This window comes from Pseudoalteromonas sp. AOP7-A1-14 (assembly GCF_052376275.1).
Taxonomy (GTDB): domain Bacteria; phylum Pseudomonadota; class Gammaproteobacteria; order Enterobacterales; family Alteromonadaceae; genus Pseudoalteromonas.
On the sequence record NZ_JBQSVO010000017.1, the window covers coordinates 26,608 to 42,748 of the forward strand.

The 16,141-nt window shown below is 35.3% G+C and carries 14 protein-coding genes; all 14 read right to left on the bottom strand.

The window, feature by feature from the left end; all coding sequences use genetic code 11:
* Window position 1: 1 nt before the first annotated feature.
* The 14 genes from wecB to ACT3RM_RS05015 all read right to left on the bottom strand — a co-directional run bounded on the left by wecB (window position 2) and on the right by ACT3RM_RS05015 (window position 15,937).
* On the bottom strand, window positions 2-1,129 hold the full coding sequence (gene wecB / locus ACT3RM_RS04950) for a non-hydrolyzing UDP-N-acetylglucosamine 2-epimerase (RefSeq protein WP_441995067.1): 1,128 nt from the start codon (window positions 1,127-1,129) through the stop codon (window positions 2-4).
* A complete protein-coding gene (locus ACT3RM_RS04955) occupies window positions 1,126-1,998 on the bottom strand; it encodes a dTDP-4-dehydrorhamnose reductase family protein (protein ID WP_441995069.1) in 873 nt (290 codons plus the stop codon). Before ACT3RM_RS04955 ends, wecB begins: the two co-directional genes overlap by 4 nt.
* A gap of 1 nt (window position 1,999) precedes the next feature.
* Entirely contained in the window at window positions 2,000-3,037 is a 1,038-nt protein-coding gene (locus ACT3RM_RS04960) for a polysaccharide biosynthesis protein (protein ID WP_441995071.1), read from the bottom strand.
* Window position 3,038: 1 nt separating this feature from the next.
* Complete coding sequence (locus tag ACT3RM_RS04965) at window positions 3,039-4,172, bottom strand: glycosyltransferase (RefSeq protein WP_441995072.1); 1,134 nt, start codon at window positions 4,170-4,172, stop codon at window positions 3,039-3,041.
* A 2-nt stretch (window positions 4,173-4,174) separates the two neighbouring features.
* Window positions 4,175-5,281 (bottom strand): EpsG family protein, encoded by a 1,107-nt coding sequence (locus tag ACT3RM_RS04970; RefSeq protein ID WP_441995074.1) that lies wholly within the window; start codon window positions 5,279-5,281, stop codon window positions 4,175-4,177.
* A gap of 187 nt (window positions 5,282-5,468) precedes the next feature.
* Window positions 5,469-6,557: a glycosyltransferase family 4 protein gene (locus tag ACT3RM_RS04975; protein WP_441995076.1), complete on the bottom strand. Its 1,089-nt coding sequence runs from the start codon at window positions 6,555-6,557 to the stop codon at window positions 5,469-5,471.
* A 45-nt stretch (window positions 6,558-6,602) separates the two neighbouring features.
* Window positions 6,603-7,859: an asparagine synthase-related protein gene (locus ACT3RM_RS04980; protein ID WP_441995077.1), complete on the bottom strand. Its 1,257-nt coding sequence runs from the start codon at window positions 7,857-7,859 to the stop codon at window positions 6,603-6,605.
* Window positions 7,852-8,001 carry a hypothetical protein gene (locus ACT3RM_RS04985; protein WP_441995078.1) on the bottom strand — a complete coding sequence of 50 codons (150 nt, stop codon included), beginning with the start codon at window positions 7,999-8,001 and terminating at the stop codon, window positions 7,852-7,854. The genes ACT3RM_RS04980 and ACT3RM_RS04985 overlap by 8 nt, the downstream gene beginning before the upstream one ends.
* On the bottom strand, window positions 7,991-8,689 hold the full coding sequence (locus ACT3RM_RS04990; RefSeq protein WP_441995080.1) for a glycosyltransferase: 699 nt from the start codon (window positions 8,687-8,689) through the stop codon (window positions 7,991-7,993). Before ACT3RM_RS04990 ends, ACT3RM_RS04985 begins: the two co-directional genes overlap by 11 nt.
* A 91-nt stretch (window positions 8,690-8,780) precedes the next feature.
* The gene (locus tag ACT3RM_RS04995; RefSeq protein WP_441995082.1) at window positions 8,781-9,656 is read right to left on the bottom strand and encodes an ATP-grasp fold amidoligase family protein; all 876 of its coding nucleotides are present in this window, start codon (window positions 9,654-9,656) and stop codon (window positions 8,781-8,783) included.
* Between the two features lie 319 nt (window positions 9,657-9,975).
* Window positions 9,976-11,226, bottom strand: coding sequence for an oligosaccharide flippase family protein (locus ACT3RM_RS05000; protein ID WP_441995083.1), 1,251 nt, complete (start codon window positions 11,224-11,226; stop codon window positions 9,976-9,978).
* Window positions 11,227-12,123: 897 nt separating this feature from the next.
* Window positions 12,124-14,355 carry a polysaccharide biosynthesis tyrosine autokinase gene (locus tag ACT3RM_RS05005; protein ID WP_444511341.1) on the bottom strand — a complete coding sequence of 744 codons (2,232 nt, stop codon included), beginning with the start codon at window positions 14,353-14,355 and terminating at the stop codon, window positions 12,124-12,126.
* Between the two features lie 15 nt (window positions 14,356-14,370).
* Complete coding sequence (locus ACT3RM_RS05010; RefSeq protein ID WP_192542882.1) at window positions 14,371-14,805, bottom strand: low molecular weight protein-tyrosine-phosphatase; 435 nt, start codon at window positions 14,803-14,805, stop codon at window positions 14,371-14,373.
* A 13-nt stretch (window positions 14,806-14,818) separates the two neighbouring features.
* Complete coding sequence (locus ACT3RM_RS05015; RefSeq protein ID WP_441995922.1) at window positions 14,819-15,937, bottom strand: polysaccharide export protein; 1,119 nt, start codon at window positions 15,935-15,937, stop codon at window positions 14,819-14,821.
* Window positions 15,938-16,141 lie beyond the last annotated feature (204 nt).

Consider the following 16,141-nt stretch of genomic DNA (forward strand, 5'->3'; position numbering starts at 1 on the left):
ATTACTTTCTCCACACAACTCGATTAACATAATCCGTATAACTAATTATTGTTCTTAAAACCTTATCAGAAACATTAGGTGCTATATAATTTTGAACTTTATTGATAAGACGATTCTCGCCTCTTGGTTGCTTATCTAATATTTCGATTGCTTGAAGTATACGATCAACACTCATACCAGTGAACATAACAGCCCCCTCTTCAAATCCTTCTGGCCGCTCTTGCGCATCCCTGATGTTAACAGCAGGAAAGTTTAAAATTGATGACTCTTCTGTGATAGTACCGCTATCGCTAAGTACCACTTTAGCCTCTTTTTGAAGCTTAACATAGTCACTAAAACCAAGAGGTTTCATCAACTTAACAAGTGGATGGAATTGTAAATTAAGCAAGTCTATTTTCTTTCTTGTTCTAGGATGAGTCGATACAATTATCGGATAACCATATTTATCTGCTAAGGTATTTAAAGCTAAAACATAATTATGAATATTCACTTCAGAATCAACATTCTCCTCACGATGAACACTAACAACAAAGTACTCACCTTGATTCAAATCTAATGATGATAGAATATCAGATTCAGCGATTTTTTTACTATAAAAACTCAGCACTTCGTCCATAGGGCTACCGGTTTTGACAATAAAGTCAGGCTTTAAACCTTCAGCGAGTAAATATTCTCGAGCAATATCTGTATAAGGCATATTAACATCTGAAATATGATCGACAATCTTACGATTTATTTCCTCTGGCACTCTCATATCAAAACAACGATTACCAGCCTCCATGTGAAATATTGGTATTTTTTTGCGTTTTGCAGGGATGGCTGCCATTGCGCTATTAGTATCGCCTAAAATAAGTAAAGCATCAGGCATAACATCAGCAAACATAGCATCTGATTTACTTATAACTTGCGCCATAGTCTCAGCCGCAGTAGCGCCCGCACATTCTAAAAAGATATCTGGAGAGCGAATACCCAAATCATCAAAAAAGATTTGGTTTAGTTCATAATCATAGTTTTGCCCTGTATGGACTAGTATATGCTCACAAAACTCATCTAATTTGGTAATAGTTCTTGATAAACGAATAATTTCAGGGCGAGTTCCAACAACAGTTACAACCTTCAACTTTTTCATTTTTTATACCTTTCTACATAATCTGCAAACATAAAGTCAATCAGCTCAGACCAACTCGGTGTAATTAATCCAAGTTCATCTCTAAGTTTATTTGAATTCAAAGATCTATCCATAGTTAGCTTATCTGATGGCTGAATCTCTATATCATGGCTATACACTTTAGATACTAGAGATAAAAGTGTGAACTTATCAATAGGATCAACGGATAGGTGATATAAACCAGACAAGTTGCCTACCGGTAAGATCTTTTCAATTAATAGCTTGGCAATATAGGCAGTGGGCAAGCCAGAAAAAACGGCCTTAGAAAAGCCCTTTACACTGGTTGATTGAGACAAGAACCAATCAACCAAACTTACGTTACTAGATAGCTCATGCCCTATGATAGATGTTCGTAAAGTTAAATGCTCGCCATAATCGACCTCACCTAATCGTTTTGAACTACCATATAAATCTATAGAGTCAGGATTACTATCTTCGGTATAACCCCCATCAGCTCCAGTAAAAACACAATCGGTTGAAAAGTGAATTAACTTAGCACCAGAGGCACTACAAAGCTTAGCTAGTTTATGGGGAAGAAGAGAATTAACATAAATAGCGTCTGTGTGTAGCTTGGAAATATCATGTTGCTTAATCAATCCAATACAATTAATAACAACATCAGGGTTTATATCATTAACTACTGAAATAACGGAATCAAAATCATAAATATCAACGCCAAAGACAAGCTTGTTTGAAGTGTTTTTAAAGTAATCTTCTTTTCCATTTATATTTCTAACAGTACCAAAAACATCAAAATCACTGACTTCCGATAAATTGCTATAAATACTATACCCAAGCATTCCAGTAGCACCAAGAACAAGTATTTTCATGTTACACTCCTTCCGGCACAAATACGTTACCAGCTTCAATTTCTCTAATAAAGTCTAGCTTTCTTAATAGCTGTTTCATTTGCTCTACATTAAGCCGCTCGGTATTGTGAGAGTTATAATCTTCAACTTTTGAGAGGTCCGATTCACCTTCTTCAAAAAATTTAGAATAGTTTAAGTCGCGGTTATCAGCGGGTACTCTAAAATATTCACCTTGTTCCTGAGCAACAAACATTTCTTCACGGCTACATAACGCCTCAAAAAGCTTCTCGCCATGACGCGTACCTATCATATTTACAACATGCTCAGGCTTATTCATTATTTCTAATAAAGCCTTTACCAATACATCAATTGTTGCCGCAGGCGCTTTTTGAACAAAAATATCACCATTATGACCGTTTTCAAATGCATGTAACACAAGATCAACTGCGTCATCTAACGTCATCATAAAACGAGTCATTGTTGGATCAGTAATAGTGATAGGCTGCTCATTGACGATTTGACGAATAAATAAAGGAATAACAGACCCACGCGACGCCATTACATTACCATAACGGGTACAGCAAATAGTGGTATTGGTATGCTCTAAGTTCCGACTTTTTGCAATTATAACTTTTTCCATCATCGCCTTAGAGATCCCCATAGCATTAATTGGGTATACTGCTTTATCGGTACTTAAACATACAACACGGCTAACACCATGGAAAATAGCAGACTCTAAAACATTCTCCGTACCCAAAACATTAGTTTTAACAGCTTCAAGTGGGTAGAATTCACATGAAGGAACTTGTTTTAATGCAGCTGCATGAAACACGTAATCAACACCACGCATAGCTGTAGAAATACTTTGCGGATCACGTACATCTCCAATGTAAAACTTAAGCTTTTCATTATTAAATGCTTTACGCATATCATCTTGTTTTTTTTCATCTCGAGAGAATATTCGAATTTCTTTAATATCTGTATTTAAAAAGCGGCGAAGTACAGCATTGCCAAATGAGCCTGTGCCACCAGTTATTAATAACCTTTTCTCTTTGAACATATTAATACCTATCTAGTCTGTTTAATTCTGTTAATATATTAATTATGGTTTGGTACCTTTCACTCTGAGTTTTATAAAGTGAAGTAATATCCTGTGCTGTATTTGAAAAGTAACTTTTACGTTTGTAATATTGATCTACACAGCTAAATGCACTAACACATGACTCTATAGAGTCAGACTCGTAATATATGGGATAACTTTTACAAATACTTTTACTGAAAGAAAACTCAGGAACGATTAAAGGCATCTTCATTGCAATAGCTTCAATATAAGAAGTTGAAAAGACTTCCAAAACACTAGGTAAAAATACTACGTCATGCATACTATAAAGCCTTGCAGCATCACTATGTGAATATGTACCATGATTGAATATTTGCGCTTCTATAGCTTCAAAGCCCTCTATTCTCTTAAAATTTTCAAAGCTTTCATTGCTAATCGTTAAATAAAACTCGTAACGTTTATTTGAATTATTGTTAAGTAATGTGATGATAGTAGGAATTATTTCTAAATTCTTATGGGGGTAGTAAGCTGAAGGCACAAATACTTTAATAACTTGCTTTGATGAAATATCCTTGAAGTCAGAATTTGGCGCTAAAAAATTATTCGACACCGCATTATGAATAATCGAACATGAACCTTGAGTTACTCTAAGTTTTCTAGTTAGCTCGTTCATAGAAGCTTCGGTTTGCAAAAACCAATGGTTTGCCATTTTAAAGTAATATGCTTGATAAATTGTATGTAATGTTCGTATAAACACCTGCAGTTTTCCACCTAAACAATCAATTGCTTGTTTAGAAGGACCTAAAAAATAAGGATTACTACAACCCATCACATGAAAAGAATCAAATTTAATATATGTAGGGCCAGCAGAGGTATACACTAATTCAGGTTTCATTTTTTTTACTAGTCGTTTAATTTTAAATCGAGATAGAAATGACTTCGCTGGTGATTTAAAAACCGCGCACTTATCATCACAAATAAAACCAGATACTTGCATAAATACTTCTTCACTTAAAATAAAAAACCACTTCCCTTGGTCTTCATTTCTGTAAATTTCCTTAATAAAATTCACCGAATTTTGTACTGCCCCACCAACAATATTTGTTGAACAATTAAATATAAAGGTATTTTCCACAATCACACCCAGTCAATGTAAAAATCTGAAAACGAAGACATCCCATTATTTACACGATAAAATAAATAGATAGTAAAAAGAACAAAGAAAAATATTTTCTTAAATAAAAATTGAGATCTTGAGAAACCTAATATGAAAAAAATATAACCAACATCAAAAAACCAAGATACTCTATACAAAATAGGAAAGTTATAGCCTACTGCCCAAGAGGCTAGGTTTAAAAACAAAAAGGCAAGTAACAATCTTTCAACTGCAGAAATCTCATGAATTATTTTCTTTTCCCTAAATATTAACAAATAGAACAAAGATAAATTAAGAATAAGTCGCCAGTAATAGGGGAACTTACTCCCACTGAAGTCTTCATATTCCAATAAATAAGTGTTATAGCGGCTAAGAAATTTTTCTATAATAAAACTTATAAAATCTGTCACACCTAAAAATGATAAGGGTAAAGTTAATAAAAATAAAACAATAATATGCCTTACAAAAAAATCACGTAGTTTGATAACTATAGGAAAGAATAAAATAATCACCCATACATTGTGTAAAAGAGCACCAAAAATAAAATAAAATAATGATTTTATTTTATTATATCGATCGTCACTCTTATTTAGGTAATAAAAAACTGACACGTACAAAAAAAAACAAGCTGTTGCAAATCGAATTTGTATGTAGACACCTTGATAAAAAAGTGCGACTAAGGCAAAAACTATAAAGTAGTGCATTCTATTAAAAGTTTTTGATAACTTATATATCAAAAAAATACTAGTTGATGCGAAGAATATTAATAGTAATTGATAGGACCCACCAATTGCTTTTATAAGCCCTATTAAAAATAATATTCCATACTCAATTCCATAAGCTTTGTCTCTAGCTTCAGCTAACGTCTCCTCGCTTAAACTAGTTAACGGTGGCGTGTTGTTATAGATATTAAGATAACTTAAGTAGTCAGGATCTATATTACCCTTAAAAGCTGTTAAGTAGAAAAGAAACAATAAACCAACCCCTGAAAAGGATATTTTTATTGCAGTGGTTAACTTATCTTTTTTACAAAAAAAGTCCAAAGCAGCAGATACCATAAGGAAAAACAAAGGTATAAAATAAACCACTACATTCTCTCTTTAATCGATATTGCCATATTCAATTTCAACAAAAATAATGACCCATAAATATGAAAAAGTTTCAAAAAAATTAAATTTGTACCGTATGAAATTTCGATTAGTAATATTTAGTTGAACTATCACATTAATTGACGCGTAATTAGAAAGAGTTTATATTACCACTAAACGCTTGCCATTACTTAGAATTTTCGATACAAAAATTTAAATACTCTTTAGCGATTTTGCTCGAGTCTAACTCACTACTAATTTTTGATGAATTACTTGATAGTTTAAGCCTTAAATCATATGAGGACATTAACTGTAGTAGTCGCTCAGCGAACAGCTCATTGTCTTTCTCGGGAACTAAAAAACCATTATAACTTGAACTTATTAGTTCACTTGGCCCTGTAACACAGTCGAAACTAACACAAGGAAGACCGCAGGACATAGCTTCAGCTAATGCATTTGGGAAGCCTTCGTACTTAGAAGTAAAAGCGAAAATTTGTGAAGTATTATAAAAATCTTCTATTTTTTTACATTCACCTTTAAAGATTACTTCATTTGATAAACCAAGCAATTTCGTATATTCCAATAACTCTTTACGTAATGGCCCATCACCAACAATAACAAGCTTCCAACCTTTTTGTCTATCTACAACCAAATTAAAAATATCTATTAATCTTCTATGATCTTTTTGATCTACTAAACGACCTACATTAAGAATATACTTCTCTCTTGTGTCAGAATAATTAATACTCTCTAACTTTTGTATCGGGTTTGGAATCACCTTTATTTTAGCGTTATATCCATTGTATTCAAGAAAATTTTTAAACGTTTTTGATTGAACAATTATTCCAGTAGAAAAAGAGTAGAAAAACTTTCTAATCCATTCAAAAAATATACTTTTATTTAAATTTGGGCTATTTCTTTCCGAAACAAAAACTCTATTACTTTTAAATAATAATGACAGTATAATAAAAAAATTAACATGACTCAAAAAACCAAGGATAAAATCAGGGGAGATTCTGCTGACTTCTCTTCGAAATAAAAGCATAGATTTAACTATCATATATAACTTTAATAGTCTATTATTTTTTTTTGCCTTAAAGCCAATCCGGTGTACAAATATATTTTTTTCTAACTGATAAACATCAGGAAGATTAGTTAAAATAAAAAGATGTACTTCATAGCCATTCATTTTACTCCACTCATTAGCTAGGACAGAGATTACCCTTTCAGCCCCACCTGAACTCAATGATGGAATAACCAACGCTATTTTTTTCATAAATCACCATTAATAACAAATAAAAATATAGTAAGTCTATAATTTTTATTTTTTGAAATTATACTTTTTATTAAAAACAAAGAACTGTGCATATGTAATTAAACTATTTTTAATATATTCAATCCTACTTTCTTCAAGAGGTTCCGATTCAAATTTTATATCATACATATCGATAAAGTCTGATAACGAAGCAACCCAAATAAGGTACTCATCTATAATTGTAGCCTTTCCTAATCTATTCTTATTTTTTTTCAAGAGTGTTTTAAGCGAGCTCATATTAAAAACATTCATGTTCTTAATATTTCTAGATAGCACTTTACTTTTAATATCATCATAAAGTTCATTACGTATCCATATTCCATAGTCATGATGTTCTTTATCTAAATCATCAGGAGCTTCTTCAAGTTCAGATAAATATTTAACACCAGTCCTTGCCCAAGGGACTTCAAGCAGCTCTGGCTTTGTCAAATTCAATATATTGAGATATAATTTATCATTCCTTAACGTGGGATCTATTGACCAAATTAATTCATAAATACTTTGGGATGTAAAAACTTGATAAACAGGTACACTTTCATTTATATAAGCCATGCATTGATTCAATTGCTTCCTCATATAGTGAATTTGTTTTTCTAACTCACAATATTGGTACTCTTTATCTCTAGGATAAATACTTCTATATCGCTCAATTTCAGAGAAGGCTAATTTTTTATGTTGATCAAAAAGCTTTCTTTTCAATAAATTAAACTTATTCCTTGGTCTAGAATGAAATGATTGAAGTTCTAATACCTTTTTTCCTGAATATTCCCCCCTCCCAATACTATCACCAAAACTACCTGCTAGTATAATATCAACGTCATGAAAACTTCTAATCTTAGGCATTGCGTGTAAGTGAAGAGGTGAATATATTGCTCCCTTCTGTGCGCAGATCTTCATATTAGTTAATAGGTCATCTGGCTTCATTTCAAAGTGCTTCCATTCCCAAGCAAATAATTTTGCAATCCTTTCTGCATAAACTACATCCCTGGAGTTTTTTTTCCCCCAAGTCAATGCTGTTACATTTACTCCTTGAAACTCTTCATCTATTAACGTTTTTAAAACAGCGGCTACGATTCTGCTATCCATTCCTCCAGATAATAAAATGCCAACTCTTTGATTATTTACCAGTTTATTTCTTATTTCCTCTTTAAGTTTTTCATAAAATGAACGTGCAAAATCTCTCTCATTAATATTAAGCTCAGAATGCTTAGGTAAGTCATTATTGTATATCCATGAACTTTCATCTTCAGATAGTTCAGCCATCCAAGGTGATATTTTTATAATACAAAATACGGACGCTGTAGCCTGCCTCAGATAAAATATTAGCATAGTTACAACAAACTCTTTCAGCTCCACCTAAACCAAGAGAATCAATAACTAAATCAATTTCATAATTACTGCTCATTATAATCTTCTCCACAGACTACCCATCCATTTACCATAATAAGGTGAACTAAATAGCTTTCTAATTTAGCCATGAGTAAAACCTTCAATAGTGTAGTGAAAAGCTTTTTGCTTTTGTAACTTTGTAACCTTCCGACACAAAGCAAATTATCTTGTTTTTCCACTTGGGTTAAATCATGCGTTTTTGCGTAGTCTTCAACATGCTTTGCGACTGGGTTGTAAATCACGCTGGTTTTATCGGCCAAATGTGGAAATACCGAAACTAGATCGTCGTGCATCGCTTGGCACTGATTAATTATATGATCACATTTAGCATAAAAATGGTTGATCAGGGGCCTAACAATATAACGAAGCCAAAGCCCTCTTGGCTCCGCTGTGCTTTTTGAAAAAGTATTAATATTTCGAGCAATAATTTTTGTTTTAAAGCGAAATATACTGCGTAACATGACCATAATCACCGCCAACACATAATTAAACACCAATAGCTTTTCGGGTTTGTTATTACGTATATAACGCAATAAAGGCAACGGCGCGTTACGCGCCTGACTTACACCAAGCACGACTAGGTTTACCTTTTGGCTAACGCGCCCTAGATACGCCGCATCATTAATGTTTAATACCAACAAATCAACCTGCCAACCTGCCAACCTGCCAACCATTATCCACCAAACCATTGGCAACGTTAACACACACACCCTCAGCACCACCGCCGGCGAGAGAGCTGATCAGTAGGGTTATTTTTTTACTTTTAGAACCTAAATACATAAATTAATACTTCTTCTATTTAGCTGGATCGCCCTGCCAAAGATTACCAACCCACAAATCATATGCAACTGAAGTAAAAGCTGAGCTACCTGTTCCTGGTGCAAATGTAAGCTCACCAAAATAAATATCACCTGATATATTATAGAAATCAACTCGCACATAGGTAAACTGATCAGCCAACAACTTCGCACTCTCAAGCATTTTATTATAATTTTCAGGAGGCTTTATTGTACTATATACAGAGGGCACAAATGAAGAAAAAGGCAACCAATTCAGGCGTTCATCGAAAAAAGAACGACTATGATTTGAAGTTCTATCAAAGTCAACATGTAATAACACTTTAAAACTGCCATCGTCTTGTTTAAAAACATGAAATTTATAATCTTTGAGATCCTTTTCGCCTTCTTCTGGATAGATGCGTTTTTCAACTAAAACTTGTGGTTTTATATCACTATACCAAGGCTCATTTTGATATTTTCCAAAATCAATGGTTAACTGGTGATTAACATCATCGCATGCTGCTTTGAGTTCATATTCAGTCATATCTGTCGTTAGCAAATACACAGGCCCAGAGTTATGATTCGCTTTTAGTAAACAGTCACCGTGTTCAGTTAACAATGCCTGTATTTGCTCCAGTGTGATACAGCTGCCTGTATATAAGTTAGGAATAATATATTGTTCACCAATCTTAGAAGCGACATATTCCTTCGCAGCTATTTTGTCCGCACAGAGACTAAACAACGGATGATTCGCATTTCTTTTACGATAGTTTACTTTTTCGTTATACGTTTTTGGGTTTTTGAAGTTAGGAATATATCTATTTTTATAAACAAACCGCAGCCAAAAGTGAACCTTACGAATAAATATTATTTCTTTTAATAATTTTTTCATTTTTCACCAATAATAATTTTTTTACATTTGAAATGTCATCAACAAATCTCAAAAATAGCATCTCATCACAATGCATGTTTATAAAATGTTAACTTTATGAAATTAAATTTTTAAGCATAAAAACCAAAGTAACTTTTTTCAGATTTGAGATAAAAAAAGGCTCTCAAAACCTACGAAAAATAACTTTTAGATCAACAGTTAACTTAATAACTACATAAACGAAGATAAGCAAAGAATACAAAGCTAAGTTTTCGTGTGGTGCTCTTCCTTTGAAAAATCAGATTTAGGTATCAGCCTTCGTTAACTGGCAAGATGTTACTTAATCATCTTCTCCCCTTAATTCTTTGTGTTTTAGGTAAAAACAAAACTGAAATATAGCCATTGTTAACCTAGCACCAATCAAAACGATTATAGCTCCCCAAATGCCCCAAAGCGGGATAATGATAAGTGCGATCCCAAAAAAAATTAGCGAGGTATAGAGTGCAATATTTTTAACAAGTCTATCTTTTCCAATAAGCATTAAAAAGTTAGTTCCATAGGTCCTGCTTGTAAAGAGCAGAAAAATGCAAATTGCCAACGATTGGATATATAACGATACTTCGATGTTGTCTGCGCTAAATAATAATTTCGTAATCCAATCCGCCATTATAAAAGTGACGAAAGTTAGCGCCAAACCTGATGTCATCATAATTTTTTGAAAAATTATATGTTTTTTTAAATTGCGCGACAGGTAAGGCAAAAACGTATTTGATAAAATATAGGCAAACGAAATTACAGCATCAATAATTTTTGTCGCAGCTGAATATAAACCTACTATATTGTTGTTAGTAAATAAACCTAGCAAGAAAACAGCTGAGTTGTTATAAAGATTAGGCAATAGTTGACTTACAAATGCATGTTGACCTTTTTGATAAGTAAATTTTAACTCTTGAACTTTGGGCCTAATAAATTGCACTTTGAATTGTTTTTTTATTAATATGATTGCGATGAAAAGCGTTATAAATGCAGAAGTTGCATTGAGCAAAGGAACTAGTATAAAGTCACCTTTTTGTTTAACAAATACAAACAAACTAATAAGAAACATGATGTTAGTACCTAAGCTTAAAAAAGTGATGTACTTCATCCTTTCCATTCCGTGAAAAAACCAGACAGGAAATAGGCTCTGAAAAACAACAAACATCATAGCAAATAGATATAAATGCAAATACTGATTAAACTTATCAAAAAGCATCACTATTAAACTAAATACAACAATACTAAAAACTGCCAACAAAAATGAAGCTGTTAAAGTTACTGAATATATTTGGCTTAGTTTAACTTTATTATCTCTATTGCGTGCTATTTCTCTAGTTGCTGTAATACCAAAGCCAAACTGAATTACAGCGCCAAAATATAAGGCTAATGACAAAGCAAAATTAACTAGTCCAAAATTGTCCAAACCAATAGTTCGCACTAAATAGGGCAACGTGATCAATGGGATCAAGAATTGAAAACCACGTAAAACTATAAGCGAAAAGAAGTTACCGACCAGTCTGCGCTTATCATCTGTATTAATAAATTTACTTATCACCTAACCAATCCCAAACATACAAATTAACTCAATCCTTAAATATATTAATACATGCTGCATGGATTGAATAATAACAATTCATACTTAAGCAAAGAACATTATAATAATTTTAATTTGCAGACGCGGGATAAACCCGCTGCTACGTGTACGCGGCGTAAAGCCCCGCCTACAAAATGTTTTACCACCGAGGGCACCGAGTCGCTTTGCTACACTGAGAAACCATTCGCGGCTAAAGCCGGCTCCTACGTTTTAAGACATAGGTGCTAGATTTTAGGATCAAGTCTCTTTCCTAATACCTTTAATCTAGTACCTTTAATCTAGTACCTTTAATCTAGTACCTTTAGTCTTCGAGGCCTCTGTGGTGAACCTTCCTCTTTTTCGGGCTAAAGCCCGACCTACATAAACCATTTACACAAAAATAAGTGCGCTAGGGTAAACGAGAAGAGATTAACGTATGCTTTACAAAATCTCTTAACGCAATGTCTAACAAACCATTTTTACTATAATAAGCGCGGGATAAACCCGAGCCTACATTTGAAACCAAAGGTTCTAGGTTTTAGGTCCTAGGTCCTAGGTCCTAGGTCCTAGGTCCTAGGTCCTAGGTCCTAGGTCCTAGGTCCTAGGTTTTAGGTCCTAGGTCCTAGGTTTTAGGTCCTAGGTCCTAGGTTTTAGGTCCTAGGTCCTAGAGACTAAATAACTTAAACCTTTCGCGGCTAAAGCCGTCTCCTACGTTTTAATACATAGGCTCTAGGTTTTAGGTCCTAGCTCCTAGTCTCTTCCCTAGAACCTAGTACCTTTCCCTTTCGCGGCTAAAGCTGTCTCCTACGTTTTAATACATAGGCTCTAGGTTTTAGGTCCTAGCTCCTAGTCTCTTCCCTAGAACCTAGTACCTTTCCCTTACTTATCTGACTTATACTCGTAGTTGTAGTAACCGTAATAACCGTAGGCGTTGCTGGCCTTTTTAACTACACCATTAAATACTACGCCTTTTACGTCAGTACCGTTTTGTTCAAAGCGATTACGGGTCAGTTCTATTTCTTTAAGATGGTTTTGGCCAAAGCGGGTTACTAATAACGTAGTACCAGTGTGAGCACTTACAATTGCAGGATCTGTTACTGCAAGAATTGGTGGCGTATCTACAATTACTATATCGTATGCTGCGCTTACTTCTTCCACTAGCTTGCTAAAGTTACTGTGCATTAATAGCTCTGATGGATTTGGGGGTATTTGCCCGCGGGTAATCACGTTCAACCCTTCAACCTGAGTTGATTTAGTGATTTGCTCAAGGTTTAAACGCCCTGATAGGTAATCACTCAAGCCGTCATCCCACTTTAAGCCGAACTGGGTTTGTAGGTAACCTTTACGCATATCGGCATCGATGATCAGTACTTTTTTACCACTTTGTGCCAATACAGCCGCTAAGTTAACCGATACAAATGACTTACCTACACCTGGGCTTGGGCCCGATATAGCAATAATATTATTTTTAGCTTCCATCATCGCAAAGTGTAAGCTAGTACGTAAGCTACGCAGCGCCTCTATTGATAGATCAGCAGGGTTATCAACAGCAAGTAATGACTTTTCATTTACTTCTTTATGCTTCCTTTTTCGTGCTTTAGCAAAACCAGTGAGTTTATCTTGGTGCTCAGAGTAAGGTACACTTGCGTAAACAGGCAGGCCTATAGCCTCAATATCATTGGGGTCTTCAATTCCCTTATGCATCGCTTTTTGTATTAGTACAATCGCGACACTCAGCATCCCCCCTAACATCGTGGCCATAACCACTATTAATGCTTTTTTGGGCTTAACTGGTTTTGAGGTATTTACCTCAGCGTAATCAATAATACGTACATTTCCTACAGTTCCTGCACGTACTATATCTAGCTCTTGAGTTTTAGCGAGTAACATTGTGTAAATTTCGTTACTTACTTCAACATCGCGCTTTAAACGTAGTAGCTCTTGTTGAGTTTCTGGTAGGTTGCCTACTTCACCTACTAGCTCTTGCTTTTGGTTTTCAACTGCTTCTATTTGCTCAAGCATACCTTGATAGGTTGGGTGGTCTTTTTTAAATTTACGACCCAGCTCTAATCGTTTTAGGTTTAGCTCTTGTAGTTTTGTTTCAAGCTCAACAACTTGTTCAAGAACGCCTTGTGTTTCTAGCGTTATATTTATTGATTGACGCTTTATTTGGTAGTCGTTAAAGCGTTGCTCTGCGTACTCTAATTGCTTTTTAATTTCTGGTAGTTGAACTTCTAAAAACTCAAGCGACTTTTGTGCCTCGGCACTATTACGCTCTACATTACGGCGTACGTAAATAGCAGCAACTTTATCAAGCACCTTTTCAGCGTAATTAGGTTTCGTATTTTGCAGGCTTAAATTAATAATTCCTGAGTCTTTACCTTTTTCACTCGCGCCAATAGCACTTTGCAAGTTTAAAATAGTATTTAAACGATCTTTGCGAGCTAAAATAAATTCAGTGCCAGCACGCGCATTCAAACTGCGAATAGTTAAATTAAACTTACTATTAGTAAGTTCTTGGCCAACTTTACCCGTTAAAACTTCTTCGTTATCACCATTAATTAAAGCAATACTGTTATTTTCCTGTGCAACCAGAGTAAAACCTTGGCCAATCGCTGAGCGCGGTACATCAAACCTAAATACATCGATGCTTTCACCGCCCCAAGCATAACTTTTTGCACCTAGGCTTGGCTTTGCAAGTTCACCTTCATTCATAGGGGTAAACTTACGAAATGCACGACTACCAATAAACGGAAACAATTTGGGCTCTGCAGTTATATCAAGCTTTAATGTATCAACCGCTTCACCTATAACTGAACGAGATTTAAGTAGCTCTATTTCGGTTACTGCAGCTGATGTACTTTCGAACATGCCGGCCATATCGTCGAAACCAGGAACTGATGCGCCGCCGTCTTCAACTTGTATCATGGCTGTTGCTTGGTAAACAGGGGTGCTTAATACTGCATAAACAACACCTGCAAACATAAATAACGCGGTTACGGCGACTATAAAATATTTGCGATCGAGCAATGCACCTAGTAGCGCCAGTAAATCAATTTCTTGCGTGGCCTGTGTGTTGTTATTACTTTTATTATTAGGCTGGGTATTCATTAAATTAGCCATTCCTTATAAATACTTTTGCCAAGCGCTACAGGCGCTATCGATTAATGTGTAAACATGCTCAAAGGCCTCTTGGCTTTGGCGGTAAGGGTCGGGTATTTCTTTATCGCCAATCCACTTACCTAGCAAAAAGGTTTTGCCGCGGGCTTCAGGGTAGCGGGTGCATAAGTCGCTTAGGTGGCGTTGCTCCATCACTAAAATCACGCTATTTTGCGCAACTAAACTTGTGCTAATTTGCCTACCTTGATGCTCACTCATGTCAATACCATTAACGGTAGCAATTTGCTGCGCAACTGCGTCAGCAGGTTTGCCTTCAAGGGCGGTTAAACCCGCCGACGATACCGCTACGTTTTTACCTACTAATTTATTTTTTAATACGTATTCAGCCGTAGGGCTGCGGCAAATATTGCCCGCACACACCACTAATACAGAATCAAACATCTTTTATTAACCCTTAATTAGTGTTAGCTACGTCGTTAACTGCATCAACTGTAGAAATTGATGGTAATAGTAAACTAATTACACGGTTCCAACGAGCAAGCGGTGCAGAGGTTACATACACAATATCGTGTGGTTGCAATTCAAATTGCTCGGCTAATACTAGCGCTGCTACATTTTTTGCATGCAACTGATACACATCGGCAATCACGCCGTCAGTTTCAAGGTTGCGTTTACGCAGTACAAATACGCCATTAGCATCGGCTGTATTTTCGTTTAAACCACCAGCATCACTAAGTGCTTGCGCCAAGTTTAAACCATAACGATTAACCCCCACTGTACCTGCGCGTTTAACATCACCTAATACAAACACTTTTTGTAAATCGTTGCGATTTACGTGCACTATATCACCGTGTTGTAGTAAACGATTTTGCGAAATATCACCATGGGCATAAAAATCATCAAGTTTAATAATTTCGGTTTTATCACCACGGGTAAAAGTAACGGTACGCCAATCAGCCGCCGCGGTTAAACCACCGGCTTGGTTTAAGGCATCAATCAATGTAAGTGGAGTTTCAGTTACAGGGTACACACCTGGTTTGGTAACCTCACCTGTTACGTATGCTTTTTGGCTTCTAAAACCAACCACTTTGATATCAACTTGCGGGTCTTCAATCACCCGGCTTAAACGCTTCACTAATTCTTTATGTACTTCGTCTACTGTTTTACCTGCAGCGGGTATATTTGGTGCGTAGGCGAAAGTAATGGTGCCATCAGCTTGCACTCGAAAACCATCAAATTCTGCGGTACGTTGCACTGCAGCAGGAATTGTTAGCTCAGGGTGGTCCCAAACGCCTATTGTTAATACATCGCCTACACCTAGTTTATATTCGTAGTTACTTACGTTCAGACCATCGGTGTTTGAAATTGGTTTGGCTGCTGTACGCGCTTGATTTTGTTTATTTATTAGTTGCGAATCAATTAGTTGAATGTTTACTTTTTCGAGATCTTGTTCGAGGTTTTGTGTTTGCTCGCTTGAGTCTATACCTTCAAAGTGGCTGCCTGGTACTATTGTACAGCCGGTCATGCTTATTATTGCGAGTATTGATGCGAGTGATTTACAGCTTAACGCCATTGTAGAATCCCAAAAATTATAAAAATTATTTTAAATATTGCACTACTCACCAACCTTGGTGGGTACTTGTATTTTTAGCCGGCTAATTAAAGCATGTGCATTATTGTGAAGCAACATCCCTTGCTTTGTAATAAATTTGTAACCAAGCTTTTATTAACACTGACATTATATCAGCATTTTCATAAGGTCTTTATGAATAAATTC

What these genes read in the sequence shown, in the direction of transcription:
- ACT3RM_RS04985 (WP_441995078.1), bottom strand. Translation starts at nt 8,001, where the DNA reads ATGAGCAGTAATTATGAAATTGATTTAGTTATTGATTCTCTTGGTTTA.
- ACT3RM_RS05015 (WP_441995922.1), bottom strand. Translation starts at nt 15,937, where the DNA reads ATGGCGTTAAGCTGTAAATCACTCGCATCAATACTCGCAATAATAAGC.
- ACT3RM_RS04980 (WP_441995077.1), bottom strand. Translation starts at nt 7,859, where the DNA reads ATGGCTGAACTATCTGAAGATGAAAGTTCATGGATATACAATAATGAC.
- ACT3RM_RS04955 (WP_441995069.1), bottom strand. Translation starts at nt 1,998, where the DNA reads ATGAAAATACTTGTTCTTGGTGCTACTGGAATGCTTGGGTATAGTATT.
- ACT3RM_RS05005 (WP_444511341.1), bottom strand. Translation starts at nt 14,355, where the DNA reads ATGAATACCCAGCCTAATAATAAAAGTAATAACAACACACAGGCCACG.
- wecB (WP_441995067.1), bottom strand. Translation starts at nt 1,129, where the DNA reads ATGAAAAAGTTGAAGGTTGTAACTGTTGTTGGAACTCGCCCTGAAATT.
- ACT3RM_RS04995 (WP_441995082.1), bottom strand. Translation starts at nt 9,656, where the DNA reads ATGAAAAAATTATTAAAAGAAATAATATTTATTCGTAAGGTTCACTTT.
- ACT3RM_RS05010 (WP_192542882.1), bottom strand. Translation starts at nt 14,805, where the DNA reads ATGTTTGATTCTGTATTAGTGGTGTGTGCGGGCAATATTTGCCGCAGC.
- ACT3RM_RS04975 (WP_441995076.1), bottom strand. Translation starts at nt 6,557, where the DNA reads ATGAAAAAAATAGCGTTGGTTATTCCATCATTGAGTTCAGGTGGGGCT.
- ACT3RM_RS04960 (WP_441995071.1), bottom strand. Translation starts at nt 3,037, where the DNA reads ATGTTCAAAGAGAAAAGGTTATTAATAACTGGTGGCACAGGCTCATTT.